This window comes from Duffyella gerundensis (genome assembly GCF_001517405.1).
GTDB lineage: Bacteria > Pseudomonadota > Gammaproteobacteria > Enterobacterales > Enterobacteriaceae > Duffyella > Duffyella gerundensis.
Genome location: NZ_LN907827.1, coordinates 1 through 26,733 on the forward strand (window position 1 = coordinate 1; position 26,733 = coordinate 26,733).

Consider the following 26,733-nt stretch of genomic DNA (forward strand, 5'->3'; position numbering starts at 1 on the left):
AATAACGATCGTTTTGACGCAGGATCGTCTCCTTATAGCTGCTCGATCCAACTTTCCAGCCAGACTTCCGCAGGATCTTCAGGAATCTCATGCTCCAGCATATCGATTTCCAGGCGATCGCCGATGCGTTGCGCACCACGATTTTGCAATAGCGCATCAAACTGCTTAATCGCGCCGCAAAAAAGATCGTATTCACGGTTGCCAATACCAATTGCACCATAGCGTACCGCTGACAGATCGGGTTGCCGCTCGGTGATCTCATCAAACAGCACCTGCAAATTGTCCGGCAGGTCGCCTGCGCCATGCGTCGACGTCACCACCAGCCAAATTCCGGATAACGTCAGTTCATCCAGCGCCGGTCCGTGCAACAGTTCGCTGGACTTGCCCACTTCCTCAAGCTTTTCAGCCAGATGTTCAGCAACGTATTCCGCGCTGCCCAGCGTGCTACCGGTAATAAAGGTAATGTCAGCCATGAAGATCCCCCGTTAAAGAGGCGCATTGTACGCTGTGATTAACGTCTGATCCACCTGTGGAAAACAAGGTTATGGTTGATCGGCGATCCGCTGCTGGCAGTGCTGCCGAGCGGATCCGGGCAGGGATAACTTTGTGCACAACTTGATCAGGGTTTGATGGTTCGCATGATGGGGTTTTGCAGGGAGATCAGCGTTTCAGTGGACTGGATCTCATCGATAGTCTGAATCTTATTGATCAGCACCTGCTGCAGTGCGTCGATTGAGCGGCACATGACCTTAATGAAAATGCTGTAGTGGCCGGTGGTGTACCAGGCTTCCACTACTTCGTCGAGCGCGTTCAGGCGCGCCAGTGCGGCAGGATAGTCTCGGGCGCTTTTCAGGATGATGCCGATGAAGCAGCAGACGTCGAAGCCGAGGCGGCGCGGATCGATCTCAACGCGCGTGCCAAGAATGATACCCGCCTGCTTCATCTTTTCTACCCGTACGTGAATGGTGCCCGGGCTGACATTAAACTGTTTGGCCAGCTCTGCGTACGCTGTGCGGGCGTTCTCCAGCAGCGCATTAAGGATGCCGCGATCAAGATTATCGAGTTGAATATTGTCTGTCATAGAGCGGGTTTCCAGAGGAAAAGGCATGCGGCAGAATGTGCAGGAAAACAGCGGGGATGGCAACAGTCAGGCAGCGGTTTCCCGCTGCCTGATGGGGATTAACGCTTACGCCACAGCGTGACCTGGGCAACGCTGTGCTGGAACTTACGCGCGGTCTCACGAATAACGAATGGCACATCACGCGGCGCCGCCAGCTGTTCAAAATCTTCAGCCAACATTCTTTGTAGCGCCTGCAGCGTGGTCAGCGCTTCGCCGTTCTCGCGGATACCGCCCAGCCAGTTCTCTTTTGGCGTGTAGTCTTCCAGCCAGGTATAAGGCGAGGCGATCACCAGTAGCCCGCCTGAGGCGATCATTGGCGTAACATCCTGCAAAAAGCGCGCGGGCTGGCGCAGGCGATCGATCAGGTTAGCCGCCAGCACCAGATCATAGAGATCCATCTGCGGTTTCAGATTACAGGCGTCGCCCTGTAAAAAGCTGATGCGCCGCGCTTGCTCCACATTCAGATCGAGTGCTTTCAGGCTGACCTGACGGTACTCCACCAAATCGCCCTCTTCCGGCACCACATAACGAAACTCATCGCCGCTGGTTAGCTGCAACGCGACATCAATAAAGCGCGCCGAGTAATCCATGCCGACAACCCGATCGAAATGGCGAGCAAGCTCAAAACTGGCCCGACCGGTGGCGCAGCCAATGTCGAGGGCGCGGCCGCGTTTTTTGCTGTGTTGTAAGGCAATATCTACCAGCGCGGTGGCATAGTTGTCGACGCCGAAGTAGCCCGGACCATACTGAAAATCGAGATACTGCGACACCATGCTGTCGGTTTCATACGGATTAAGCTTTGCCGCTTCTTTATGCTGCGAAACGACGTATCGGAAGCCCGCATGCTGAAAGAAGTGGCGGCGGAATGCGTAGCGCGCGGATTTCAGGGCTTCATTACCGGTGGAAATCCAGCTGCCGCCTTTGATGATGTTGTGCTGACCATCAAAGGTCGGCGTGGAAAAATCATCATAGAGCGGATGAACACGAAAGCCCTCAAAGCCGCTGATGGGCGTTGTGGTCCACTGCCAGACATTTCCGATCACATCGTACAGTTCACCCTGCTGAAAACGGTCAACCGCACAGGATGAAGCCCAGTATTCCAGATTGATATTGCCTGGTGCCCGTGACCAGTTGGTCTGATCGCTGTCGAGGCTGTCGCGAAGAAAAGTCCATTCTGCTTCGCTCGGCAACTGCACCGGCTCACCGGTCACTTCAGCTTTCCAGCGGCAGAAAGCGGCGGCTTCCAGTTGATTTACCTCGGCAGGCCAGTCCCACGGCATTGTGACCTCTTCGGTCAGCAGGCGTAAACGCAGCGCGTCAGGATGGGCGATATCACCGACCCAAAATGTTGGCTTGTCGGCTTTAGCGAACTGACACCAGCGCCAGCCTTCGCCATCCCACCACGTTTCATTTTGATAGCCGCCAGCGGTAACAAACTCAAAAAACTCAGCGTTGCTGACCAGCATTTTACTGGCACTGAAGGGCGCGACGTCGCTGTGCAGTGTGCCGTATTCATTATCCCAGCCGTAGGTGTCATCGGTTTTACCCTGACTTACGCGGCCACCGGCCTGCGCTACCAAACTGTTGTGCGGCACGGCCTCGCGCTGATGGCGCGCTTGCGGGCAGGCGGGCCAGTGTGATTGCGGTTTTACCCAGTCGATGGGCAACTGACGTATTAATACGCTGGAGGTCTCCAGGTGAATACGCTCATGCTCAATGCCCATCAGGATCACCCATGCCGGGCTCTGCCAGTCAATTGGCAACGTTAACGGTAGGGTACGAATCACCTCGCTCACTAACGCAAACACTTTGTTACGATAGTCACGGACTTCGGCCACGCTCGGCCAGCTGTAATGGCTGTCGTTCAAATCATCCCAGCTCATCTCATCCACGCCGATCGCCATAATGGCTTCGATGCGATCGTCAATGCGCTGATCGATATAGCGCCCCGCCATCAGCTTGTTGATATAGAAGGTAGCGGTATGGCCGTAATAGAAGATTAGCGGATGGCGCAGCGAAATCGCCTTGTTGAAATAGGCTTGTTCGTCCGCCAGGCAATCAAACAGGCTCTCGTACAGCGTCCATGTTTGCGTGAAGTAATCGAGCAACTGTTGGCGTTTTTGTTCCGGGTCAGTGCCGCTCAATAAAAGCGTGCGGGTGGGTGCAGGTAAAGCGTTATCAGAATGGTGCTGTAGTGACGTCACGTTATGCTCCTGGTGCCAAATGGCTACAAGCGTAACGTAAGACTGTAGCAAAGAAGCGTTAAGTGCGTATGACTCAACGTTTCCAGCGGCGGAGCAGGCGGCTCTTCAGACCGGTATCAAAGCGCCAGATATGATCGAAAATACGCATAATGCCCGGCTTGCCATGGGCTGACATCGCCACCGCATGAAAGCGCTGCTGCTGCTGTTGCTGACTGGATTTAACCGCGGCGATGACGCTGTCCGGCAGGCGCTGCGCAATAAAATCAGACAGAATGACCGCATCGGCATCGTGCCAGGCAGGTTCGGCCAGCCGGCGGAGAATGGCTTCCAGGCAGGCCGCCAGGTTAGTGCCGCCGCGAAAGCGCTGACTGAGAAAACGGATCGCCTGTTCCATGCCGTTGTCGCCGGTCAGCTCGTAGCCAATCACATCCTGCGCGAACAGCATAATGTAGCAGCGTCGTTTGTCGGCCAGCGCCACCTTGAGCAGCGCCAGACAAAAGGCTTTGGCACAGCGTTCGTTAAAGCCGCCCATGGAGCCTGAAGTATCGACACAAACGATAAAAGGCCCGCGCGGCTGCTCTTCGTGCTGCTGGTGGCTAACTGGGCGCAGGGAAACATGATCGTGCCAGGCATCACCTTGCAAGCGATAGGTGAGCAGGCGTTTCTCCACCAGCCGCCGATAAAACTCCAGCTCAAGATCGCTGATGCCCAGCGTGGCCAGTTCAGGCGGCAACAGCCGCATAACATCAGCGCTTTGATGGATGCCGTTGACCTCTTCTGGCACCGATTCCGGCTCGCGCACCCAAGCATGATGCTCTTCCAGCGGCGCATCCGGCGTCGGCACGGATTTGGCTTCACGGCTGCGACCCAGCTGCTGCGCCAGCTTCATCAGCTCCGGCTGTTGCGCCAGGAAATCGCCATATTGCACGATGAGCTGATAATCGCCGCGTTGTAAGGTTGAGCTGCTCATATCCCACAGCCGGCCCGCAGCGGCTTCGTCATCGTCCGCCAGCACGGGTGACAATTGGCCGCTCATGGCCAGCCGCTGCTGCAGTTCCGCCAGCAGCTTTTCACGCTCTGCTTCCAACAGCTGCTGATTCAGCGTCAGCGTCTGCAACGTCAGGCTCAGTCGCCAGCGCTGCAGAAATAAGGTGTGTTGTGCATGACTCAGCAGCAGTGCATCGCTATGGCCAATCAGCTGTGAGGCCTGATCATAAAAAGGCGACGGCAACGCTGCCAGCTGCTTCAACAGCATGGGCAACTGCTGGCAGAACTGCTCGCTACTCAGCAGCTGAGCATGCTGGAACAGGCTGAACTCCTGCTCCAGCGTAGGCGGCACCGGCGTGCTTTTCAGATGCTCAAGAATTTCGCTTTTCCAACGTGGCACATCGCGCAGCATGGCCTGCTTCATGCGGGGAAACTTTTCAAAAAACAGCGCCAGCTGCGGCGAGGCCAATAACGCAATAATCAACTCTTCGATAAGCTCGCCTTCACCAATTGCCAACAGCGCGCTGAGCGTATCGAGCGAGATCACTGGCGCGCCTTTTTCAGCTGTTCTGCCACGTCCTGCAAGCTGTTTTCAATGCGTGCCAGCCAGTCATCACTGATAAACAAACAACGCTGATGCTGACTGAACTGCGCGCGCTGCATACGTAGCTGACTTTCCAGCTCTTCCAGCGCCGTGACGATCTCTTCCGGCAGATCGCGATTATCGGCCGCGCCGGGGAGCGTCAGCCGTGAAGCCTGCAGGCTGAGATCCCGAATAACCAGATAATCCTGGCTATCGACCTGCATATCCAGCACCTGCGCAAAACCGATGCCGTTAAGCTTGCCGCGAATGTCGCCGTGCTTTTGCAGCCAGTGCGTCAGCGCGTCCTGACTGAGCTGAATATGGCTCACCTGCATATCATGTAGCGTCAACGGCTGTTGCAGCATCAGCGTAATCTGTTCGCCAGCCAGGGCGGCAGGCAGGTCGTAATGCGGTTTACGGCTGAACATGCCGCCATGTTTTTCCAGGCGAATCGCCAGTTCGCTGTTCTTTTGCTGCTGCAGGCTCAGCCGACGCGCGGTGATCTGCTGAATTTTCAGCAGCATCGCCTGCTGCTGCCACGCCTGCTGGCAGATCAACGCATCGATTTCGCGATCCAGCATTTTCATCGAGGCGAGATCGTGCCACAGGCAATCTTTCAACAGGATCAGATCGACCGGCGCAATCGCCTGACGTCCGCTATAAAATGCACAGGCCTGCAGCAGATGGATCGCTTTTTTCCAGCGGCGGTCAGAAATGTAGGGAGCGTCGGGCTGCTTTTCGAGCTGCTGGCGTAGCTGATAAATCAACTCGAAAACGTTATCAGGCAGCGCCACTTTGGCAATGCCCAGCTGCCATTCATGGTATTCCTCATCGCTGATGCAGAGCGAATCGGCCACCGGATTGCTGTTTTCATCCTGCTGATGCGTCAACATACTGCGGAAATTCTGCTTTTCGTGCACGTTATCGAGCCAGAGCCGAATCAGCATGCGATCGTAAAGCGCTTCCAGGCCGCTGTCTGCCTCGGGCAGCTCGTTTGATGCGGTAACCAGCAGGCGCATTGGGATGCGCTCTTCGCAGTCGCCGTTGCGAAAGCGGCGTTCGTTAATGGCGGTCAGCAAGGTGTTAAGAATCGCTGGCCCGGCTTTCCAAATCTCATCCAAAAAGACGATCTCTGCGTCGGGCAAATAGCCTTTGGTCAGCCGCTGATAACGCCCTTCGTCTTTTAACGCCTGAATCGACAGTGGACCAAACACCTCTTCTGGCGTGGAAAAGCGCGTCATTAAATATTCAAACGCCCGCGCATGCTGAAAGGCATATTTTAGGCGGCGCGCGATGAGGCTTTTGGCAATGCCTGGCGGGCCAAGCAGAAAGACGCTTTCGCCACTCAGGGCGGCCAGCAGGCAGAGACGTATCGCATGATGACGCTCATACAATCCTTTCTCTAACGCATTGCTGAGGCGCGAAATTCGTTCAGCCAGTAAATGAGGTTGGGCCATAATCACAAATCATCCTGTAAACCGATTTAAGCTGCTTTTCGCTAGCGCACACACTATCGGCTATCATGCTTGAAAGAGTTGATTGCAGTCAGCTTTTTTATCCTGAAAGGGTGAGCCGACGCGATGCAGCCTCGTTGCAGAGATAGGCTTTTCATGTAAATCGTGCATACTGTGCTCTTTTTGGCGCCGCCCAACACAAGACAAATCCTATGAGCTCGGATAAAAAACAGCCCCTTGCAGCCGTCACTCTGGCTGCCATCGGCGTGGTATATGGTGACATTGGCACCAGCCCGCTTTACACCTTACGTGAATGTCTCTCCGGCCAGTTTGGTTTCGGGGTTGAGCACGATGCCATTCTGGGCTTTCTGTCGCTGATTAGCTGGCTGTTGATCATCGTGGTGTCGCTGAAATACATCAGTTATGTGATGCGTGCCGATAACGCCGGTGAAGGCGGTATTTTGACGCTGATGTCGCTGGCGGGACGCCACACCGGTGCTCGTACCACCGCGCTGCTGGTGATTATGGGACTGATCGGCGGCAGCTTCTTCTATGGTGAAGTGGTGATCACCCCGGCAATTTCGGTGATGTCCGCCATGGAAGGGCTGGAAATTGCTGCGCCTTCGCTGGATGCCTGGATTGTACCGCTCTCGGTAGCCGTACTGACCTTTCTGTTTATGATTCAGAAGCAGGGCACCGGGCTGGTGGGCAAGCTGTTTGCCCCGGTAATGTTGATCTGGTTTCTGGTGCTGGCGGTGTTGGGTATTCGCGGCATTATGGATAACCCAACGGTGCTGCAGGCGCTCAATCCGTGGTGGGCGTTCCATTTCTTTGTCGAATATAAGACCGTCTCCTTCTTTGCGCTGGGCGCGGTGGTGCTGTCGATTACCGGTGTTGAGGCGCTTTATGCCGATATGGGCCACTTCGGCAAATTGCCCATCCGCGTCGCCTGGTTTAGCGTGGTACTGCCTTCGCTGATACTGAATTACTTTGGTCAGGGCGCGCTGCTGCTTACCCATCCTGAAGCGATCAAAAACCCCTTCTTTCTGTTGGCGCCTGACTGGGCGTTGATTCCGATGCTGATTCTTGCCACGCTGGCCACGGTAATCGCCTCGCAGGCGGTGATTTCAGGTGTGTTTTCCCTGACCCGCCAGGCGGTGCGTCTCGGCTATCTGCCGCCGATGCGCATTATTTACACGTCGGAAAAAGAGGCCGGACAGATTTACATCCCGATCATCAATTGGGTGCTCTATTTTGCCGTGCTTATCGTCATTATCAGTTTCGAGCACTCCAGCAACCTGGCTGCCGCTTACGGTATTGCCGTGACCGGTACCATGGTGCTGACCACCATGCTCTCCTGCACGGTGGCGGTGAAAAACTGGCACTGGAATCGGGCGGCCGTGGGGCTGATTCTGGTGGTGCTGCTCTGTATCGATGTGCCGCTGTTCTCCGCTAACCTGGTGAAGATTTTCTCCGGTGGCTGGCTGCCGCTCTGTCTGGGACTGGTGATGTTTATCATTATGACCACCTGGAAAAGCGAGCGTTTCCGCCTGCTGCGCCGTATGCATGAACACGGCAACTCGCTGGATGCGATGATCACCTCACTGGAGAAATCGCCGCCGGTACGCGTGCCCGGCACCGCGGTGTATATGTCGCGTGCGCTAAACGTTATCCCGTTTGCCATGCTGCACAACCTCAAACATAACAAGGTGCTGCACGAGCGCGTGGTGCTGTTGACCCTGCGCACGGAAGATGCGCCTTACGTGCATAATTTACGTCGCGTAGCGATTGAGCAGCTCTCCCCAACGTTCTGGCGGGTGGTGGCAAGTTATGGCTGGCGCGAAACGCCCAATATGGAAGAGATTTTTCATCGCTGCGGGCTGGAAGGATTGAACTGCCGGATGATGGAAACGTCGTTCTTTATGTCGCACGAATCGCTGATCATCGGCAAACGGCCGTGGTATTTACGGCTGCGCGGCAAGCTTTTCATGGCGCTGCAGCGCAATGCCCTGCGCGCGCCGGATCAGTTTGAGATCCCGCCAAATCGCGTGATTGAGCTGGGCACGCAGGTAGAGATTTAAAAACAAGGGCGACGCAATGTCGCCCTTTTTATTACCAGCTCAGCGTGACCACAAAACCGCCGCTGGCCGCATTGGCACACTGCATCCGCATGCCGTGGAGCTGTGCAATATGATGAACGATCGATAACCCCAGCCCACTGCCTGATTTAACCTGACCCGGTGGACGGTAAAACCGCTCGCCCAGACGCGTCAGTGCCTCCGCATCCACGCCCGGTCCATTATCCGCCACCTGAAGATGCCGACTGCCCAAAGTAAGCGTAATACGATCGGCGGGGTGTGCGTAACGAATGGCATTATCGATGAGATTGCGCAGCAGTAATGCCAGCAACAACGGCTGTCCTGACATCGTTACCGCCACCGGAGCTTCAACAGCAAGCGCCATGCCCGCCTGGTAAGCCTTCGCATCGTGATCCATCACCGCCTGTTGCAACAGCAGGCGCAAATCGATCGCTTCGCATTCTGGCAGGCCGCTCTCGTCGTCCAGACGGGAAAGTGTGAGCAGCTGATCCACCAGCCGGGTGGCGCGATCGATACCGCTGGTCAGGTTATGCAGGGCATGTTCACGCATCGCCGGATCGTCATGCGCCAGCTGAACCACTTCCGTCTGCACTTTCAGCGCGGCCAGCGGGCTGCGTAGTTCGTGGGCTGCATCGGCGGTAAAACGGCGTTCGCGGGTTAACAGCGCATTGATACGGGCAAACAGCTGATTGAGTGCGTTGACCATCGGCCTGACTTCGGCTGGCAGCTCTGGTGTTGCCAGCGGCGTACTGTCATCCGGTGCGCGCTGTACCAGCTGAGCGGTAATGCGCTTCAGCGGTGCCAGTTCGCGGGTAATCAGCCACAGCAACAACGCAATTAACACCGGCAACACCACCAGCCACGGCGTAATATTGCTCTGAACCAGATCGCGGCTCATGTCCTGGCGATATTCCCACTCCTGGCCCACGGCGACGACCGTGCGTTTATCGGGCGATGTCAGCCACAGCAGCCGCCAGCGATCGTCATCGCCGCGCAGTTTGCCGTCGGTAAAGCCATCGCGTGAATAATTGAAAATGATATCTTTGCCATTCTCACCGTCATTGAGCACCATCCTGCCGTCGCGGCTGAAGATGGCAAAAGCCAGCGCATCGTCTTCCTGTGCGCCGCGATGATCGTGCAGCAGCGTTTTGGTTTTTGGCAGTCGCGTGGTTTGCGGATCGAGACTATCGGGATTAAGGGCGATCAGCCGTTTGGCGAACAGCATCTGTTGCGTATCAAACAGTTCATTGATGGTATGACGCGTCTGTTGCCAGGCGAGCAGGCTGGCGGCACCCCAGCCCAGTAGCGTAAGCAGAATAAAGCCGGCCATTAAGCGCGTGCGTAAACTCACGGCGCTTCTCCCAGCGTGTAGCCGACGCCATGTACGGTGCGGATAAAGGTGCTGCCAATCTTTTTCCGCAGATGATGGATGTGCACTTCAACGGCATTGCTGGAGAGATCCTGCTCCCAGCTGTAGAGCTTCTCCTCCAGCTGCGCCCGCGTTAACACCCGTCCCGCATTCAGCAGAAACAGCTCCAGGAGGGCGAGTTCCCGACTTTTCAGTGTCAACGGCTCGCCGTTCAGCGTGGCGGTATGGGTGCCGGGTTCGAGCGTCACTGCGCCGTGTGTAAGCGTGGGTTGCAGCTGACCATGACGGCGGCGAATCAGCGCCTGCAAACGCGCAGCCACTTCCGCCAGCGCAAAAGGCTTACAGAGATAGTCATCGGCACCGCGCTGCAGGCCAGTAACCCGATCTTCCAGCGCATCGCGCGCGGTGAGAATCAGCACCGGTACGTCAGCGCCCTGCTGGCGCCAGTGGCGCAAAATATCCAGACCGTCGGTTTCCGGCAGGCTGAGATCCAAAATCACTGCATCATAGGGTGCCGCCGCCAACGCCTGCTGACCCGCTTTGCCGCCGGTAAACCAGTCGATGCTGAAACCCAGCTTTGCCAGCCCTGCCCGTAATCCGTCGCCAATCAGCGGATCATCTTCAATTAATAATATGCGCATGCTTTCCTCCTGCATGGAGCGAGTTATACGCAAGCGCGTCCGCGCTTGTACAGGCAGTTGCGCTAAAAAACGGCATTTTTCGCGTTTTCACAAAAAAATTTACCGCGACTTTAATCCTTAAGAAGCTGTTAAGAACTGCATGCTTTACTTAGCTCTGTAACGCAAACACATTCACGGACAAGAGGTGACACAATGAAAAAGCATGCAGCCCTTCTCGCTATTGTTGCTCTGGCTTCGACGCCAGTATTAGCCGCACAACAGGGCGGTTTTGTTGACCCAAGCCAGCCAGCCGCCAGCGCGCAAAAAGGCGGTTTTAGTGGCCCAAGCGGTAGCGTAGTGACGGTAAAACAGGCACAGGACATGAAGGATGACAGCTGGGTTATCCTGCGCGGTAACATCGTTGAGCGCGTCGGTGAGGATGATTACACCTTCCGCGATGCCACCGGTTCACTGAAAGTCGAGATCGACAACAAGCACTGGAACGGCCAGAACGTGGCGCCCGGCGACAAAGTCGAGATTCAGGGCGAGCTGGATAAAGATTTCAACAACGTTGAGATGGACGTTAAACAGGTCCGTAAAATCCAGTAATCCTTCCCAGCGGGCTGCTGCCAGGCAGCCCGTTTTAACCCCTAAAACAAATTTCCTCCGCCGTGAGCGAAACGTTTCGATAGCGATCACATTTCCATCATCTCCTCGTTGTCTTCCCGTCGCATTTTTTCCACACTGCCGCCAGCGAAACGTTTCGCTTGGGAGTGAAACATGAAAAAAGGCCCGTTACTTAACTCTGTGGTGTCAGCAGTTATCGCACAGCTCGGTCATACCGATACGGTGACCATCGGCGATGCCGGCTTGCCCATTCCACAGGGGCCGCTACGCATCGACTTAGCCCTGACGCACGGTATTCCGTCGTTTATGCAGGTGCTGGAAACGGTCAGCGAAGAGATGCAGGTTGAGCACGCGGTGCTGGCCGAAGAGGTGAAACAGCATAACGCAGCGCTTCATCAGGCTATGCTGGCGCAGCTGGAAAAACTGCAACAGCGCCAGGGCAATATCATCGCCATTGAATACATTCCGCATGATGCGTTTAAGCAACGCACCCGACAGAGCCAGGCGGTCATTCGCAGCGGAGAATGTTCTCCTTATGCCAATGTCATTCTCGGCGCTGGCGTCACCTTTTGAGGCAGCTATGCAACCTTTACTGCAACTGACCGGCATCGAAAAAGCCTTTCCTGGCGTGAAGGCGCTTAACGGCGCCTCGCTTTCCGTCTATGGCGGCCGGGTGATGGCGCTGGTGGGCGAAAACGGCGCCGGCAAATCCACCATGATGAAGGTGCTGACCGGCATTTATAGCCGTGATGCCGGATCGCTGAAGTGGTTGGGTGATGAAGTAAGCTTCAGCGGGCCAAAAGCGTCTCAGGAAGCAGGTATCGGCATTATTCATCAGGAACTGAACCTGATTCCTCAACTGACCATCGCCGAGAATATTTTTCTTGGCCGCGAATTCACCGGGCATTTTGGTCGCATCGACTGGAAAAAAATGTACGCCGAGGCGGATAAGCTGCTGCAACGCCTGAACCTGCGTTTCAACAGCCACCGGCTGGTGGGCGATTTGTCGATTGGCGATCAGCAAATGGTTGAGATTGCCAAGGTGCTCAGCTTCGAGTCGAAAGTGATCATCATGGATGAGCCGACCGATGCGCTGACCGATACCGAAACGGTTTCCCTGTTTCGCGTCATCAATGAACTGAAAGCGCAGGGCTGCGGCATCGTTTATATCTCGCATCGCATGAAAGAAATTTTTGAAATTTGCGATGACGTTACCGTGTTCCGCGACGGTCAGTTTATTGCTGAGCGCGCAGTGAGCGACATGACGGAAGCGTCGCTAATTGAAATGATGGTGGGCCGTAAGCTGGAAGATCAGTATCCACGGCTTAACCAGGCACCGGGCGACGTCCGTCTGCGGGTTAAAAACCTCAGCGGTTCTGGCGTGGAGAACGTCAGCTTCGAGCTACGCAAAGGGGAAATCCTCGGCGTTGCCGGACTGATGGGCGCTGGCCGAACCGAACTGATGAAAGTGCTGTACGGCGCCTTGCCACGCACGCAGGGCGAAGTCACGCTCGACGGCCGCGTTGTGCAGGTGCGCGCGCCGCAGGATGGCCTGGCAAACGGCATCGTTTACATCTCTGAAGATCGTAAACGCGACGGGCTGGTGCTCGGTATGTCAGTCAAAGAGAACATGTCCCTCACCGCGCTGCGCTATTTCAGCCATGGACGCGGATTAAAGCACGCGGCTGAACAGTTGGCAGTGGGCGATTTTATTCGTTTGTTCAACGTTAAAACGCCGTCAATGGATCAGCCCATTGGTCTGTTATCCGGCGGTAATCAGCAGAAAGTTGCCATTGCCCGTGGCTTAATGACCCGGCCAAAAGTGCTGATTCTTGATGAACCGACGCGTGGCGTCGATGTTGGCGCGAAAAAAGAGATCTATCAGCTGATTAACCAGTTCAAGCAGGAAGGACTGAGCATCATTCTGGTCTCATCCGAAATGCCGGAAGTGCTCGGCATGAGCGATCGTATTCTGGTGATGCACGAAGGTCATCTGAGCGGTGAATTCACAATTGAGCAGGCCACGCAGGAAGCCTTGATGGCGGCGGCGGTCGGTAAGCAATCCAGCGAGGAGTTGGCGCATTTATGAGTACTCAAACCTTACCGGCCAGCCGTCGCTGGTTCAGCAAAGCCTGGCTGCTGGAGCAGAAATCGCTGATTGCGCTGCTGATTCTTATTGCCGTGGTCGCCAGTCAGAGCCCGAATTTTTTTACTCTGCCAAACCTGTTCAACATTCTGCAGCAGACGTCGGTAAACGCCATTATGGCGGTCGGCATGACGCTGGTGATCCTGACATCCGGCATCGATCTTTCAGTAGGGTCGCTGCTGGCGCTGACCGGTGCGGTTGCGGCGTCGATTGTGGGTCTTGAAGTGAATGCGCTGGTGGCCGTGGTGGCTTCTCTGGCGCTTGGCGCGGCCATCGGGGCGCTGACCGGCACCATTGTCGCCAAAGGCAAAGTGCAGGCTTTTATCGCTACGCTGGTGATGATGCTGTTGCTGCGCGGTGTGACCATGGTTTACACCGACGGTAGCCCGGTCAATACCGGCTTCAACGACAATGCCGATCTGTTTGGCTGGTTTGGTATCGGTCGTCCACTGGGTATTCCTACACCAGTATGGTTGATGGCGATCGTGTTTTTGCTGGCCTGGTACATGTTGCACCATACGCGCCTTGGCCGTTACATCTATGCTTTAGGCGGCAACGAGGCGGCAACCCGCCTTTCCGGGATTAATGTCAGCCGTATCAAAATTATCGTCTATTCGCTGTCGGGCATGCTGGCGGCGCTGGCAGGCACCATTGAAGTGGCGCGTCTCTCTTCTGCGCAGCCGACCGCGGGAACGGGTTACGAGCTGGATGCAATTGCTGCCGTGGTACTGGGCGGAACCAGCCTCGCGGGTGGTAAAGGTCGCATCATGGGCACGTTGATTGGCGCACTGATTCTGGGCTTCCTGAACAATGGTCTGAATCTGATAGGCGTCTCTTCCTACTACCAGATGATCGTCAAAGCAGCCGTAATTCTGCTGGCGGTGCTGGTGGATAATAAAAGCAGTAAATAACCTCTTACCTTATCTACACAGGACAGAACATGAAAAAGCTGACGGCTCTGGCAGTAATTCTTGGCGCAACCCTGAGCGCGGGTGCGATGGCAAAAGATACCATCGCGCTGGTGGTTTCCACGCTGAACAACCCGTTCTTTGTCTCACTGAAAGATGGCGCACAGAAAGAAGCGGACAAGCTGGGTTATAACCTGGTGGTGCTCGATTCACAGAATAACCCGGCTAAAGAGCTGGCCAACGTGCAGGACCTTACCGTGCGCGGCGCTAAGCTGGTGCTGATCAACCCGACCGACTCCGATGCCGTTGGCAACGCCGTGAAGATGGCTAATCAGGCTAAAATCCCGGTTATCACCCTCGACCGCGTAGCGGCAAAAGGCGAAGTGGTTAGCCACGTAGCTTCCGATAACCGTTTCGGTGGCAAAATGGCTGGCGACTTTATTGCCAAAAAAATTGGCGAAAACGCCAAAATCATTGAGCTGCAGGGCATCGCCGGTACATCAGCAGCCCGTGAGCGTGGCGAAGGCTTCAAACAAGCAGCCGATGCGCACAAATTCCAGATCCTTGCCAGCCAGCCTGCTGACTTCGATCGCACCAAAGGCCTGAACGTCATGCAGAACCTGCTGCAGGCGCATCCTGATGTGCAGGCGGTATTTGCGCAGAATGATGAAATGGCGCTGGGCGCGCTGCGTGCATTGCAAACCGCCGGTAAATCTGATGTCGTGGTGGTCGGTTTTGACGGCACCGCCGATGGCGTGAAAGCGGTTGAAGCAGGCAAGCTGGCAGCAACCGTTGCGCAGATGCCGGAAAAAATTGGCATGATCGGCGTGCAGACCGCTGATAAAGTGCTTAAAGGTGAAAAAGTGCAGGCGATCATTCCGGTCGACCTGAAGCTGGACACCAAATAAAACAAAGAAAAGTATGGCACCGCGCCACCAGTTAATGGTGGCGCACTTTTTTGGAAAACCCTCCCATGATTAAAACCGGTAAACTGGCCGTGCTCGGCAGCATCAATGCAGATCATATTCTCAATCTGGCGCACTTTCCGCGTCCGGGTGAAACGGTGATCGGTAAGCAGTATCAGATCGCTTTTGGCGGTAAAGGGGCGAATCAGGCGGTGGCCGCAGGTCGGGCAGGTGCGGATATCGCGTTTATCGCCTGTGTTGGCGAAGATGATACCGGCGAGCGGGTGCGTCAGCAGCTTGCGGTCGATCGCATTGATGTGGCCCCGGTGGCGGTGGTGCCTGCGATGGCAACCGGCGTGGCGATGATTTTCGTCAATGGCGAGGGTGAAAATGTTATCGGCATTTATGCCGGCGCTAATGCGGCGCTGACCCCGCAGCGCGTGGAGCAACACCAACAGGTGATCGGCGAAGCCTCGGCGCTGTTGATGCAGCTGGAGTCTCCGCTGGAGAGCGTGCTGGCCGCTGCGCAGATCGCTCGTCAGCATGATACGCACGTTATTCTGAATCCGGCGCCCGCCGCCGCGCTCAGCGACGAACTGTTGTCACTGATCGATATCATTACGCCTAATGAAACCGAAGCGGAAATTCTGACCGGCATTCCGGTTAAAAACGATGATGACGCTGCTCGCGCCGCTAGCTGGCTACATAATAAAGGTATTGCGACCGTATTGATTACGCTGGGCAGCCGTGGCGTCTGGCTCAGTGAGCAGGGACAAGGGCAGCGCATTGCGGGCTTCAGGGTGACCGCCGTCGATACTATCGCCGCGGGCGATACCTTTAACGGCGCGCTTATTACCGCCCTGCTTGAAGGCCAGCCGATGACACAGGCGGTGCGTTTTGCTCACGCCGCAGCGGCCATCGCCGTGACCCGTGCTGGCGCGCAACCGTCGGTGCCGTGGCGGGAAGAGATCGATCATTTCCTGGCCGAGCGGGTTTAATCCGTGGCGACCATGAAGGATGTGGCTCGGATGGCTGGCGTTTCAACCTCAACGGTGTCGCACGTCATTAATAACAACCGCTTCGTCAGTGAAGGCGTTCGGGAAAAAGTGCAGTCGGCGATCGGCCAACTTAACTATGCACCTTCCGCTCTGGCGCGCAGCCTGAAGATGAACCAGACGCGCACCATCGGCATGCTGCTAACCGCCAGCAGCAACCCGTTTTATGCGGAAGTGGTGCGCGGCGTGGAAAACAGCTGTTACGAGCGCGGCTACAGTCTGGTGCTGTGCAATACCGCTGGTGACGAAGAACGCATGAATCGTAGCCTGGAAACCCTGCTGCAAAAACGGGTGGATGGGCTGCTGATCATGTGTACCGAAAGTCATCTACCGTCAGCCGACATCCTGAATCGTTATCCTTCTATTCCCACGGTGATGATGGACTGGGCGCCTTTCGAGGCAAACAGCGACATCATTCAGGACAATTCGCTGCTTGGCGGCGAGATGGCGACCGATTACCTGATCTCACGCGGCTTTACGCGTATCGCCTGCATTGCGGGTCCGCAGGACAAAACGCCGGCTCGCCTTCGCCTGCAGGGTTACCGTAATGCGATGGCCGCCGCCGGGCTGGATGTGCCGTCTGATTATATAGTGGAAAAGAACTTCGAGTTTCAGGGTGGTTTTGATGGCATGAGCGAACTGTTGTCGCTGGAACAACCGCCACAGGCGGTCTTTACCAGTAACGATGCAATGGCGGTGGGGGTTTATCATGCCCTGTATCAGGCGGGGCTCAGCATTCCGCAGGACATGGCGGTGATCGGCTACGATGATATTGAACTGGCGCGCTACATGACGCCGCCGTTAACCACCATTCACCAGCCTAAAGATGAACTGGGCGAACTGGCGATTGATACGCTAATTCATCGTCTGCGTGAACCCGGCGCCAGTCAGCAAACGCTGGTGCTGACGCCGGAGCTGGTGGAACGCCATTCGGTTAACGTTTTTTAGCCCGCTTTGTCGACGATTTATCGCGATTCGCAACAAGGTGTCGTCCATCGCCAGGTTTGAGCAGCATGAACACTGCGGCTGAGAATACTGACAGCACGCCCATGGTCAGGAACGTGGCATGAAAGTGATCAACCGTAGTGCTTTCAAAACTCTCATAAAAGCGCAGCACCGCGGCGCTTACCGCCACACCAAAACTGATCGATAGCTGTTGTGTTACCGCCAGCACGCTGTTGCCGCTGCTGGCATTCTCATCCGTTACATCAGCCAGCGTAATAGTGTTCATCGCGGTGAACTGTGTTGACATCGCCATACCCAGAATAAAAAGCGGTGCGACCATCAGTGCAATACTGGCGCCGGGAGACTGCAGCGCAAAACTCATAATCATCACGCCAATGAAGATGGTGATGCCAACCAGCGTTTTACGGTAGCCAAACCAGCGCAGCACCTGCGTAACCGTAGACTTGGCCAGAATAGAACCCACCGCCGTGGGTGCCATCATGCAGCCTGCAATGATCGCGGAATACCCAAATCCTACCTGTAACATCAGCGGCATTAAGAACGGCACGCAGCCGGTACCGAGACGGGAGGCAATGTTACCGATGATACCGACCGAAAAGGTGCGGGTTCTGAAAATGGGCAGGCCAATCAGCGGAAAAGGATGGCGCCGGGCGTGCTGTATATAAAGAAGCAATAAAACAACGCCGCCGGCTAAAACGGCTGATGCCAGCCAGCCTGACACAATGCGCTCACCAAACAGTTCGATCCCCACAGAAATCATCACCAGGCTGATGCCAAACATCAAAAAGCCCGCCAGGTCGAAACGTCGCTTTGGCGTGGTGAAATCCGGCATATATTTGCGCGCATAGATAATCCCAAGAATACCGATCGGGATATTAATGAGGAAAATCCAGTGCCAGGTCAGATAGGTCACCATCACGCCACCCAACAAAGGTCCCAGAATCGGACCGACCAGACCTGGCATGGTGACAAAGTTCAGTACTGGTAGTAGTTCACTACGAGGATAGGCACGTAACAGTGCAAGGCGAGCAACCGGCATCATCATCGCGCCGCCCACGCCCTGAATAATACGTGATGCCACTAACAGACCCAGCGTGCCGGACAGTGCGCACAGCAGTGAGCCCAGCGTGAACAGTGTGACCGCGATAATGAATATCTTACGTGTACCGAAGCGATCGGCGAGCCAGCCACTCACCGGAATCAGCATGGCGACGGTCAGGGTGTAACTGATGATGGCGGATTGCATCGCCAGTGGCGAGCGATCCAGGCTTACGGCAATCGCGGGTAAAGCAGTGTTGAGAATGGTGGCATCGAGCGCCTGCATAAAGAAGGCCATCGCAGCTATCCATGGCAATCCGGACATACTGCGTGCAGATTTGATCATTAACGTTCCTTTTTGTCTTCCGGAAGCAATAAATTGCGCCCTGCCGGTGATGTGCGTAAAAGCATAGCACCGGCATCTGCGTGAAGAGTAAGGTTTGTCTGGTGCAAAAAAGGCGTTTTGCCGATATTTCAGCCATGTTTTGCTGTTTTTTAATACGTTCGTTTAAAAAAAACGCGCTTGGAAAAATAATTCAAATAAACACTTGTCACCCGTCAGGAACTCCCTATAATGCGCCTCCACTGACACGGAACAACGGCTTACACAGCGGCGTGTCAGGAAGAGATAAGTGAGAAAATCCTTGACTCTTCAGCGGGAAAGCGTAGTATACGCAACCCGCGCTACTGAGAATGTAGCGCCGCTCTTTAACAATTTATCAGACAATCTGTGTGGGCACTCGCAGGATTGATATCAGCGTCTCCGGACGCAAAAAATATCAAGTCTTAAGAGTGAACACGTATTGAAATTCATTACGACGTTTTCCTTGAGCATCGCTTCACGAGTTGAAGCAAATCGAACTTTTAATTGAAGAGTTTGATCATGGCTCAGATTGAACGCTGGCGGCAGGCCTAACACATGCAAGTCGAACGGTAGCACAGAGGAGCTTGCTCCTTGGGTGACGAGTGGCGGACGGGTGAGTAATGTCTGGGGATCTGCCCGATGGAGGGGGATAACCACTGGAAACGGTGGCTAATACCGCATAACGTCGCAAGACCAAAGTGGGGGACCTTCGGGCCTCACACCATCGGATGAACCCAGATGGGATTAGCTAGTAGGTGGGGTAACGGCTCACCTAGGCGACGATCCCTAGCTGGTCTGAGAGGATGACCAGCCACACTGGAACTGAGACACGGTCCAGACTCCTACGGGAGGCAGCAGTGGGGAATATTGCACAATGGGCGCAAGCCTGATGCAGCCATGCCGCGTGTATGAAGAAGGCCTTCGGGTTGTAAAGTACTTTCAGCGGGGAGGAAGGGGACGAGGTTAATAACCTCGTTCATTGACGTTACCCGCAGAAGAAGCACCGGCTAACTCCGTGCCAGCAGCCGCGGTAATACGGAGGGTGCAAGCGTTAATCGGAATTACTGGGCGTAAAGCGCACGCAGGCGGTCTGTTAAGTCAGATGTGAAATCCCCGGGCTTAACCTGGGAACTGCATTTGAAACTGGCAGGCTTGAGTCTTGTAGAGGGGGGTAGAATTCCAGGTGTAGCGGTGAAATGCGTAGAGATCTGGAGGAATACCGGTGGCGAAGGCGGCCCCCTGGACAAAGACTGACGCTCAGGTGCGAAAGCGTGGGGAGCAAACAGGATTAGATACCCTGGTAGTCCACGCCGTAAACGATGTCGACTTGGAGGCTGTGAGCATGACTCGTGGCTTCCGGAGCTAACGCGTTAAGTCGACCGCCTGGGGAGTACGGCCGCAAGGTTAAAACTCAAATGAATTGACGGGGGCCCGCACAAGCGGTGGAGCATGTGGTTTAATTCGATGCAACGCGAAGAACCTTACCTGCTCTTGACATCCACGGAATTCGGCAGAGATGCCTTAGTGCCTTCGGGAACCGTGAGACAGGTGCTGCATGGCTGTCGTCAGCTCGTGTTGTGAAATGTTGGGTTAAGTCCCGCAACGAGCGCAACCCTTATCCTTTGTTGCCAGCGATTCGGTCGGGAACTCAAAGGAGACTGCCGGTGATAAACCGGAGGAAGGTGGGGATGACGTCAAGTCATCATGGCCCTTACGAGCAGGGCTACACACGTGCTACAATGGCGCATACAAAGAGAAGCGACCTCGCGAGAGCAAGCGGACCTCACAAAGTGCGTCGTAGTCCGGATCGGAGTCTGCAACTCGACTCCGTGAAGTCGGAATCGCTAGTAATCGTGGATCAGAATGCCACGGTGAATACGTTCCCGGGCCTTGTACACACCGCCCGTCACACCATGGGAGTGGGTTGCAAAAGAAGTAGGTAGCTTAACCTTCGGGAGGGCGCTTACCACTTTGTGATTCATGACTGGGGTGAAGTCGTAACAAGGTAACCGTAGGGGAACCTGCGGTTGGATCACCTCCTTACCTGAAGATACCTTCCCGCGCAGTGTCCACACAGATTGTCTGATAGAAAGTAACGAGCAACAGTAACAGAGTCCCCATCGTCTAGAGGCCCAGGACACTGCCCTTTCACGGCTGTAACAGGGGTTCGAATCCCCTTGGGGACGCCATACCCGATAATGAGTGAAAGACATTATCACCAGTATCTCAAAACTGATTCAGCTGCAAGGCGAGTCACGTTTGAGATATTTGCTCTTTAACAATCCGGAACAAGCTGAAAATTGAAACGACACGCCGCCGCGTCCCTCCGTAATAAGGGGCGCAGAGCGCGGCGTGTTCGCGTCACGCTTATGACCGCAGCGTCTCACGAGACGCCTGTGGGTTGTGAGGTTAAGTGACGAAGCGTACACGGTGGATGCCCAGGCAGTCAGAGGCGATGAAGGGCGTGCTAATCTGCGATAAGCGTCGGTAAGGTGATATGAACCGCAACAGCCGACGATACCCGAATGGGGAAACCCGGTGCACCCAGGTGCATCATTGCAGCATGAATACATAGTGCTGCAAGGCGAACCGGGGGAACTGAAACATCTAAGTACCCCGAGGAAAAGAAATCAACCGAGATTCCCCCAGTAGCGGCGAGCGAACGGGGAGGAGCCCGGAACCATCATCAGCTTGTGCATTAGTGGAAGCGTCTGGAAAGTCGCACGGTACAGGGTGACAGTCCCGTACACAAAAATGCACCTGCTGTGAGTTCGAAGAGTAGGGCGGGACACGTGGTATCCTGTCTGAATATGGGGGGACCATCCTCCAAGGCTAAATACTCCTGACTGACCGATAGTGAACCAGTACCGTGAGGGAAAGGCGAAAAGAACCCCGGCGAGGGGAGTGAAACAGAACCTGAAACCGTGTACGTACAAGCAGTGGGAGCACCTTCGTGGTGTGACTGCGTACCTTTTGTATAATGGGTCAGCGACTTATATTCTGTAGCAAGGTTAACCGTATAGGGGAGCCGCAGGGAAACCGAGTCTTAACTGGGCGTTAAGTTGCAGGGTATAGACCCGAAACCCGGTGATCTAGCCATGGGCAGGTTGAAGGTTGGGTAACACTAACTGGAGGACCGAACCGACTAATGTTGAAAAATTAGCGGATGACCTGTGGCTGGGGGTGAAAGGCCAATCAAACCGGGAGATAGCTGGTTCTCCCCGAAAGCTATTTAGGTAGCGCCTCGTGAACTCATCTTCGGGGGTAGAGCACTGTTTCGGCTAGGGGGCCATCCCGGCTTACCAACCCGATGCAAACTGCGAATACCGAAGAATGTTATCACGGGAGACACACGGCGGGTGCTAACGTCCGTCGTGAAGAGGGAAACAACCCAGACCGCCAGCTAAGGTCCCAAAGTCATGGTTAAGTGGGAAACGATGTGGGAAGGCCCAGACAGCCAGGATGTTGGCTTAGAAGCAGCCATCATTTAAAGAAAGCGTAATAGCTCACTGGTCGAGTCGGCCTGCGCGGAAGATGTAACGGGGCTAAACCATGCACCGAAGCTGCGGCAGCGGCGCGCAAGCGTTGTTGGGTAGGGGAGCGTTCTGTAAGCCGTCGAAGGTGGACTGTGAGGTCTGCTGGAGGTATCAGAAGTGCGAATGCTGACATAAGTAACGATAAAGCGGGTGAAAAGCCCGCTCGCCGGAAGACCAAGGGTTCCTGTTCAACGTTAATCGGAGCAGGGTGAGTCGACCCCTAAGGCGAGGCCGAAAGGCGTAGTCGATGGGAAACAGGTTAATATTCCTGTACTCGGTGTTGCTGCGAAGGGGGGACGGAGAAGGTTAGGTTGGCCGGGCGACGGTTGTCCCGGTTTAAGCGTGTAGGTGTGTGTTCCAGGCAAATCCGGTTCACTTTAACACTGAGGCGTGACGACGAGGCACTACGGTGCTGAAGCAACTGATACCCTGCTTCCAGGAAAAGCCTCTAAGCATCAGGCAGCATCAAATCGTACCCCAAACCGACACAGGTGGTCAGGTAGAGAATACCAAGGCGCTTGAGAGAACTCGGGTGAAGGAACTAGGCAAAATGGTGCCGTAACTTCGGGAGAAGGCACGCTGGCGCGTAGGTGGAGGGACTTGCTCCCCGAGCCGAAGCCAGTCGAAGATACCAGCTGGCTGCAACTGTTTATTAAAAACACAGCACTGTGCAAACACGAAAGTGGACGTATACGGTGTGACGCCTGCCCGGTGCCGGAAGGTTAATTGATGGGGTTATCGCAAGAGAAGCTCCTGATCGAAGCCCCGGTAAACGGCGGCCGTAACTATAACGGTCCTAAGGTAGCGAAATTCCTTGTCGGGTAAGTTCCGACCTGCACGAATGGCGTAATGATGGCCAGGCTGTCTCCACCCGAGACTCAGTGAAATTGAACTCGCTGTGAAGATGCAGTGTACCCGCGGCAAGACGGAAAGACCCCGTGAACCTTTACTACAGCTTGACACTGAACATTGAGCCTTGATGTGTAGGATAGGTGGGAGGCTTTGAAGCGCGGACGCCAGTCCGCGTGGAGCCAACCTTGAAATACCACCCTTTAACGTTTGATGTTCTAACGTGGCCCCGTGATCCGGGGTGCGGACAGTGTCTGGTGGGTAGTTTGACTGGGGCGGTCTCCTCCCAAAGCGTAACGGAGGAGCACGAAGGTCAGCTAATCACGGTCGGACATCGTGAGGTTAGTGCAATGGCATAAGCTGGCTTGACTGCGAGAGTGACGGCTCGAGCAGGTGCGAAAGCAGGTCATAGTGATCCGGTGGTTCTGAATGGAAGGGCCATCGCTCAACGGATAAAAGGTACTCCGGGGATAACAGGCTGATACCGCCCAAGAGTTCATATCGACGGCGGTGTTTGGCACCTCGATGTCGGCTCATCACATCCTGGGGCTGAAGTAGGTCCCAAGGGTACGGCTGTTCGCCGTTTAAAGTGGTACGCGAGCTGGGTTTAGAACGTCGTGAGACAGTTCGGTCCCTATCTGCCGTGGGCGCTGGAGAACTGAGGGGGGCTGCTCCTAGTACGAGAGGACCGGAGTGGACGCATCACTGGTGTTCGGGTTGTCATGCCAATGGCACTGCCCGGTAGCTAAATGCGGAAAAGATAAGCGCTGAAAGCATCTAAGCGCGAAACTTGCCCCGAGATGAGTTCTCCCTGAGACTATAAGTCTCCTGAAGGGACGTTGAAGACTACGACGTTGATAGGCCGGGTGTGTAAGCGCAGCGATGCGTTGAGCTAACCGGTACTAATGACCCGTGAGGCTTAACCTTACAACGCCACAGGCGTTTTGCAGTGACGCGGTTTCAATTTTCAGCACGTACCGGATTATCGGGCCCGCCTTTTTTGGGGGGGTCCGGAACAGAATTTGCCTGGCGGCACTAGCGCGGTGGTCCCACCTGACCCCATGCCGAACTCAGAAGTGAAACGCCGTAGCGCCGATGGTAGTGTGGGGTCTCCCCATGCGAGAGTAGGGAACTGCCAGGCATCAAACCAGAAGGGCCCCGCGCGAAAGCGCGGGGCCCTTTCCCATGGAAAAAATCTACCTTAACGGAAAAGATTAGCGCGGAAAGCGTTATCCAGGCCGTGAAATATGCCTGAAATGAATTTTCTTTGATGCTATAGGTTTTTGAAGAGAAGCTAAAAACTTTAGTTATACAGATCGGATGCACAACCGCAGCGTTAAGTTGACGGAAGCAAAGACCGCTCTGGCCGCAGTAAGATAGGGATAATATGTCTTCCGCACGGCAGCAGAAATGCCCCTTCAGAGCGCTACTTATTACTGCATTCCGCCAGCCATTCCACAATAAACTGAGCAATTTCGTCAACGTTGTTAACATCCAGTCGCGGCATATTCACCTCAATAGCAATGTCGCTGGCCACAGCAATCACTTTTTTATCCAGCAAGTCACTTAGCTCGCCCTTAACTTCCTCTCGCCACAGCACAATTTTTGGCACATCCTCGCCTTTAAAACCTTCGACCAGAATCAGATCTGTAATATTTTCATCAAATTGTGCAGCCAGGTCCCGCAACTCCAGTTTTATCGCGGCAGGCGTTTCGGTCATTAATGCCCAGCGCTGACTGCTGGCGACCATCACCTGATCGGCACCTGCTTTCCGTAATAGATAACTGTCTTTGCCTGGCGTATCGACATCCATTTCATGATGAGTATGCTTAATCAGACCCGGCCGTATTCCTTTCGCTTTCAGGCATGGGATGAGCTTAGTGAGAAGCGTCGTTTTGCCGGTGTCACTCCAGGCGACAACTGCCAATAATGGAAGCATTAAAGTTCCCCTGCCATACGTAACTCTTCAGCGGTATTCACATTCATAAAAACCAGCTCTTCCTCAGTGAACTCAACGATATGTCCACCTTGCTGACGCATAAAATGCATGACCTTACGCTCGCCCTGTTGCAAAAAATGCAGGAGTTCATCAACACAGCGTCGATTGATCAGTGACAACATCGGATGGTCACGCTGGGTTGATTTTACCCACACAATAGGTGCCTCAGCTTTAGCCTGCCAAAGGCGTGCAACATAGTTTGCGGGGATAAAAGGTGTATCACAGGCGGTAAAAGCCGCCCATTCGGTTTCAATATTCTGCAATGCTGCGAGCATGCCCGCCAGCGGCCCCGGATAATCGTCCAGCGAATCGCCGATTACCTGACAGCCGCTGCGCTGATAACGATCCTGATGGCGATTTGCGCTAATGATCACCGTGCTCACCTGTGGCTGCAGACGCTTTAACACATGCTGATACAGCGGTTCGCCATTGAGCAGCATCAAACCTTTGTCCTGCCCGCCCATACGCGAACTGCGACCACCTGACAAAATAACGCCTGTAACATTAGCCTTCATGACCTACCTCAATGATGTTGGCGCAACGATTCGGGTAACGTAATGCTACCTTCTGCATGTGGAGATCATAATGAAATACCAACGCCATAACGAGCTTATTGAATTGCTTTCAGCTGCCTGGCTCACTGCGCCCGATCTCAACCTGCTCCAGTTTATTCAGCAGATAGCCTGTGAGGCGGGATACAACGAAAATCTTGCAGACCTTACGGATGACGCGTTGATTTACCAGCTCAAAATGCGGGATGCTGCCAGCGACGCAGCCATCCCCGGCCTGAAAAAAGATTATGAAAATGATTTCAAAACGGCGTTGCTGCGTGCGCGTGGCGTGATCAAAGAGTGATATCAGTGCTATCCTTGCCCGCTCCGACAGCTAAACGAGCAGGCAATTATCATGAACGATGCCGCATTTAATTTCCATACGCTGGATCCTGAGACCATCGTTGATGCGCTCTGGGATACCGGTATTCGTGTGGAATCAGGGCTGACGGCACTTAATAGCTACGAAAATCGCGTTTATCAGTTTACCGATGAGGATAAGCGTCGTTATGTGGCGAAATTCTATCGGCCGCAGCGTTGGTCAGCTGAGCAGATCCTTGAAGAGCATACCTTTGCGCTGGATTTAAAAACGGATGAAGTGCCCCTTGCCGCACCGCTTTTATTGCAGGGCAAAACGCTGCATCAACACGCTGGCTTTTGGTTTGCCATCTTCCCCAGCCTTGGGGGACGACAATATGAATCTGATAATGAAGATCAGATGGAAGCGGTTGGCCGTTTTATCGGACGCATTCATCAAACCGCCGCTAAAGGCGCCTTTCATTCCCGTCCGACCATGGGTCTTGAGGAATATATTCTTCAGCCTCTTCAGCTGTTGGAAAACAGCCCGCTGATTCCGGTTAAGCTGAAGCCGCTTTTACTGGCGGCGCTGGAGCGGCTTGGCAAAACTTTACAACAATGCTGGCATACTGACTGGCGCCCTCTACGGCTGCACGGCGACTGCCATGCAGGTAATATCCTCTGGCGCGATGGTCCATCCTTTGTGGATTTAGATGATGCCCGAACGGGTCCTGCCATTCAGGATTTATGGATGCTGATTAATGGCGACCGTCAGGAGCAGCGTATCCAGTGGGATATTCTGCTGGAAGCCTACGGCGAGTTCAGCGACTTCGATCTACATGAATTGTCACTGATTGAGCCTTTACGGGCCATGCGCATGGTTTATTATCTGGCGTGGGTTGTTCGCCGCTGGCAGGATCCCGCTTTTCCACGCAGTTTCCCGTGGATGACCGATGAGGATTTTTGGCGCAGGCAAATTGGCTTATTTACCGAGCAGGAAAAGCTGCTGCATGAGCCGCCAATTCAACTGGCCCCTGTATTTTAATATGATGAATG

Annotated in this window: 20 protein-coding genes, 1 tRNA gene and 3 rRNA genes; 14 read left to right on the top strand and 10 right to left on the bottom strand. The window is 54.7% G+C overall.

Translation table 11 applies throughout. The annotated features are described in order from the left end of the window. Nucleotides 1-32: 32 nt before the first annotated feature. The 5 genes from mioC to ravA form a co-directional block, all read right to left on the bottom strand. Nucleotides 33-473, bottom strand: coding sequence for an FMN-binding protein MioC (mioC, locus tag EM595_RS00005; protein WP_067426475.1), 441 nt, complete (start codon nucleotides 471-473; stop codon nucleotides 33-35). A gap of 146 nt (nucleotides 474-619) precedes the next feature. Beyond that, entirely contained in the window at nucleotides 620-1,081 is a 462-nt protein-coding gene (gene asnC / locus EM595_RS00010; protein WP_067426480.1) for a transcriptional regulator AsnC, read from the bottom strand. Between the two features lie 98 nt (nucleotides 1,082-1,179). After that, nucleotides 1,180-3,324, bottom strand: coding sequence for a 5-histidylcysteine sulfoxide synthase (ovoA, locus tag EM595_RS00015; RefSeq protein WP_067426482.1), 2,145 nt, complete (start codon nucleotides 3,322-3,324; stop codon nucleotides 1,180-1,182). A 73-nt stretch (nucleotides 3,325-3,397) separates the two neighbouring features. After that, nucleotides 3,398-4,858 (bottom strand): ATPase RavA stimulator ViaA, encoded by a 1,461-nt coding sequence (viaA, locus tag EM595_RS00020; RefSeq protein WP_067426485.1) that lies wholly within the window; start codon nucleotides 4,856-4,858, stop codon nucleotides 3,398-3,400. Beyond that, nucleotides 4,855-6,351: an ATPase RavA gene (gene ravA, locus EM595_RS00025; protein ID WP_067435009.1), complete on the bottom strand. Its 1,497-nt coding sequence runs from the start codon at nucleotides 6,349-6,351 to the stop codon at nucleotides 4,855-4,857. The genes viaA and ravA overlap by 4 nt, the downstream gene beginning before the upstream one ends. 209 nt (nucleotides 6,352-6,560) lie before the next feature. On the opposite strand from ravA, the gene kup reads away from it, so the two are divergent. Further along, nucleotides 6,561-8,429: a low affinity potassium transporter Kup gene (kup, locus tag EM595_RS00030; protein ID WP_067426488.1), complete on the top strand. Its 1,869-nt coding sequence runs from the start codon at nucleotides 6,561-6,563 to the stop codon at nucleotides 8,427-8,429. A 31-nt stretch (nucleotides 8,430-8,460) separates the two neighbouring features. Here kup and qseC read toward each other — a convergent pair whose 3' ends face one another. After that, nucleotides 8,461-9,798, bottom strand: coding sequence for a quorum sensing histidine kinase QseC (qseC, locus tag EM595_RS00035; RefSeq protein WP_272868033.1), 1,338 nt, complete (start codon nucleotides 9,796-9,798; stop codon nucleotides 8,461-8,463). Further along, nucleotides 9,795-10,457 carry a quorum sensing response regulator transcription factor QseB gene (gene qseB, locus EM595_RS00040; protein WP_067426492.1) on the bottom strand — a complete coding sequence of 221 codons (663 nt, stop codon included), beginning with the start codon at nucleotides 10,455-10,457 and terminating at the stop codon, nucleotides 9,795-9,797. The genes qseC and qseB overlap by 4 nt, the downstream gene beginning before the upstream one ends. A gap of 192 nt (nucleotides 10,458-10,649) precedes the next feature. Here qseB and EM595_RS00045 point away from each other — a divergent pair, with 192 nt between their 5' ends. From EM595_RS00045 to rbsR, 7 genes are all read left to right on the top strand, one after another. Beyond that, nucleotides 10,650-11,045 carry a YgiW/YdeI family stress tolerance OB fold protein gene (locus EM595_RS00045; protein ID WP_067426495.1) on the top strand — a complete coding sequence of 132 codons (396 nt, stop codon included), beginning with the start codon at nucleotides 10,650-10,652 and terminating at the stop codon, nucleotides 11,043-11,045. Between the two features lie 171 nt (nucleotides 11,046-11,216). Beyond that, nucleotides 11,217-11,636, top strand: coding sequence for a D-ribose pyranase (gene rbsD / locus EM595_RS00050; protein WP_067426498.1), 420 nt, complete (start codon nucleotides 11,217-11,219; stop codon nucleotides 11,634-11,636). Between the two features lie 7 nt (nucleotides 11,637-11,643). Beyond that, nucleotides 11,644-13,152, top strand: a complete 1,509-nt coding sequence (gene rbsA / locus EM595_RS00055) for a ribose ABC transporter ATP-binding protein RbsA (protein WP_067435013.1) — start codon at nucleotides 11,644-11,646, stop codon at nucleotides 13,150-13,152. After that, a complete protein-coding gene (rbsC, locus tag EM595_RS00060) occupies nucleotides 13,149-14,120 on the top strand; it encodes a ribose ABC transporter permease (RefSeq protein ID WP_067426501.1) in 972 nt (323 codons plus the stop codon). The genes rbsA and rbsC overlap by 4 nt, the downstream gene beginning before the upstream one ends. Nucleotides 14,121-14,149: 29 nt before the next feature. Further along, complete coding sequence (gene rbsB, locus EM595_RS00065) at nucleotides 14,150-15,025, top strand: ribose ABC transporter substrate-binding protein RbsB (protein WP_067426504.1); 876 nt, start codon at nucleotides 14,150-14,152, stop codon at nucleotides 15,023-15,025. A 65-nt stretch (nucleotides 15,026-15,090) separates the two neighbouring features. Next, nucleotides 15,091-16,020 (top strand): ribokinase, encoded by a 930-nt coding sequence (rbsK, locus tag EM595_RS00070; protein ID WP_067426507.1) that lies wholly within the window; start codon nucleotides 15,091-15,093, stop codon nucleotides 16,018-16,020. Between the two features lie 3 nt (nucleotides 16,021-16,023). Continuing rightward, a complete protein-coding gene (rbsR, locus tag EM595_RS00075; protein ID WP_419190140.1) occupies nucleotides 16,024-17,025 on the top strand; it encodes a ribose operon transcriptional repressor RbsR in 1,002 nt (333 codons plus the stop codon). On the opposite strand, the gene mdtD is transcribed toward rbsR, so the two are convergent. Continuing rightward, the gene (mdtD, locus tag EM595_RS00080) at nucleotides 17,012-18,427 is read right to left on the bottom strand and encodes a multidrug transporter subunit MdtD (RefSeq protein ID WP_067426512.1); all 1,416 of its coding nucleotides are present in this window, start codon (nucleotides 18,425-18,427) and stop codon (nucleotides 17,012-17,014) included. The two genes, rbsR and mdtD, sit on opposite strands and share 14 nt — an antisense overlap. A 519-nt stretch (nucleotides 18,428-18,946) precedes the next feature. Here mdtD and EM595_RS00085 point away from each other — a divergent pair. The 4 genes from EM595_RS00085 (at nucleotide 18,947) to rrf (ending at nucleotide 23,971) form a co-directional block, all read left to right on the top strand. Further along, nucleotides 18,947-20,488: ribosomal RNA gene (locus EM595_RS00085) — 16S ribosomal RNA — on the top strand. Nucleotides 20,489-20,558: 70 nt separating this feature from the next. Continuing rightward, nucleotides 20,559-20,634: transfer RNA gene (locus EM595_RS00090), tRNA-Glu, on the top strand. Nucleotides 20,635-20,852: 218 nt separating this feature from the next. Continuing rightward, nucleotides 20,853-23,757, top strand: a 23S ribosomal RNA gene (locus EM595_RS00095). A 98-nt stretch (nucleotides 23,758-23,855) separates the two neighbouring features. After that, nucleotides 23,856-23,971: ribosomal RNA gene (rrf, locus tag EM595_RS00100) — 5S ribosomal RNA — on the top strand. Together the 16S, 23S and 5S rRNA genes with 1 tRNA gene alongside form the textbook arrangement of a ribosomal RNA operon. A gap of 285 nt (nucleotides 23,972-24,256) precedes the next feature. On the opposite strand, the gene mobB is transcribed toward rrf, so the two are convergent. Together mobB and mobA are read right to left on the bottom strand one after the other, a co-directional pair. Continuing rightward, nucleotides 24,257-24,769: a molybdopterin-guanine dinucleotide biosynthesis protein MobB gene (mobB, locus tag EM595_RS00105; RefSeq protein ID WP_067426515.1), complete on the bottom strand. Its 513-nt coding sequence runs from the start codon at nucleotides 24,767-24,769 to the stop codon at nucleotides 24,257-24,259. Beyond that, entirely contained in the window at nucleotides 24,769-25,344 is a 576-nt protein-coding gene (gene mobA, locus EM595_RS00110; protein ID WP_067426517.1) for a molybdenum cofactor guanylyltransferase MobA, read from the bottom strand. The genes mobB and mobA overlap by 1 nt, the downstream gene beginning before the upstream one ends. 70 nt (nucleotides 25,345-25,414) lie before the next feature. Between mobA and EM595_RS00115 the strand changes: the two genes are divergently transcribed. Both EM595_RS00115 and EM595_RS00120 read left to right on the top strand, forming a co-directional pair. Then, complete coding sequence (locus EM595_RS00115; RefSeq protein ID WP_067426520.1) at nucleotides 25,415-25,684, top strand: YihD family protein; 270 nt, start codon at nucleotides 25,415-25,417, stop codon at nucleotides 25,682-25,684. A 51-nt stretch (nucleotides 25,685-25,735) separates the two neighbouring features. Further along, nucleotides 25,736-26,722 carry a serine/threonine protein kinase gene (locus tag EM595_RS00120; RefSeq protein ID WP_067426522.1) on the top strand — a complete coding sequence of 329 codons (987 nt, stop codon included), beginning with the start codon at nucleotides 25,736-25,738 and terminating at the stop codon, nucleotides 26,720-26,722. Nucleotides 26,723-26,733 lie beyond the last annotated feature (11 nt).

Excerpts from the sequence above, each read along its gene's own strand:
- rbsD (WP_067426498.1), top strand. The coding sequence starts at position 11,217 with ATGAAAAAAGGCCCGTTACTTAACTCTGTGGTGTCAGCAGTTATCGCA.
- EM595_RS00045 (WP_067426495.1), top strand. The coding sequence starts at position 10,650 with ATGAAAAAGCATGCAGCCCTTCTCGCTATTGTTGCTCTGGCTTCGACG.
- mobB (WP_067426515.1), bottom strand. The coding sequence starts at position 24,769 with ATGCTTCCATTATTGGCAGTTGTCGCCTGGAGTGACACCGGCAAAACG.
- mioC (WP_067426475.1), bottom strand. The coding sequence starts at position 473 with ATGGCTGACATTACCTTTATTACCGGTAGCACGCTGGGCAGCGCGGAA.
- EM595_RS00120 (WP_067426522.1), top strand. The coding sequence starts at position 25,736 with ATGAACGATGCCGCATTTAATTTCCATACGCTGGATCCTGAGACCATC.
- rbsA (WP_067435013.1), top strand. The coding sequence starts at position 11,644 with ATGCAACCTTTACTGCAACTGACCGGCATCGAAAAAGCCTTTCCTGGC.
- mdtD (WP_067426512.1), bottom strand. The coding sequence starts at position 18,427 with ATGATCAAATCTGCACGCAGTATGTCCGGATTGCCATGGATAGCTGCG.
- qseB (WP_067426492.1), bottom strand. The coding sequence starts at position 10,457 with ATGCGCATATTATTAATTGAAGATGATCCGCTGATTGGCGACGGATTA.
- kup (WP_067426488.1), top strand. The coding sequence starts at position 6,561 with ATGAGCTCGGATAAAAAACAGCCCCTTGCAGCCGTCACTCTGGCTGCC.
- rbsB (WP_067426504.1), top strand. The coding sequence starts at position 14,150 with ATGAAAAAGCTGACGGCTCTGGCAGTAATTCTTGGCGCAACCCTGAGC.
- mobA (WP_067426517.1), bottom strand. The coding sequence starts at position 25,344 with ATGAAGGCTAATGTTACAGGCGTTATTTTGTCAGGTGGTCGCAGTTCG.
- asnC (WP_067426480.1), bottom strand. The coding sequence starts at position 1,081 with ATGACAGACAATATTCAACTCGATAATCTTGATCGCGGCATCCTTAAT.
- ravA (WP_067435009.1), bottom strand. The coding sequence starts at position 6,351 with ATGGCCCAACCTCATTTACTGGCTGAACGAATTTCGCGCCTCAGCAAT.
- rbsC (WP_067426501.1), top strand. The coding sequence starts at position 13,149 with ATGAGTACTCAAACCTTACCGGCCAGCCGTCGCTGGTTCAGCAAAGCC.
- EM595_RS00115 (WP_067426520.1), top strand. The coding sequence starts at position 25,415 with ATGAAATACCAACGCCATAACGAGCTTATTGAATTGCTTTCAGCTGCC.
- rbsK (WP_067426507.1), top strand. The coding sequence starts at position 15,091 with ATGATTAAAACCGGTAAACTGGCCGTGCTCGGCAGCATCAATGCAGAT.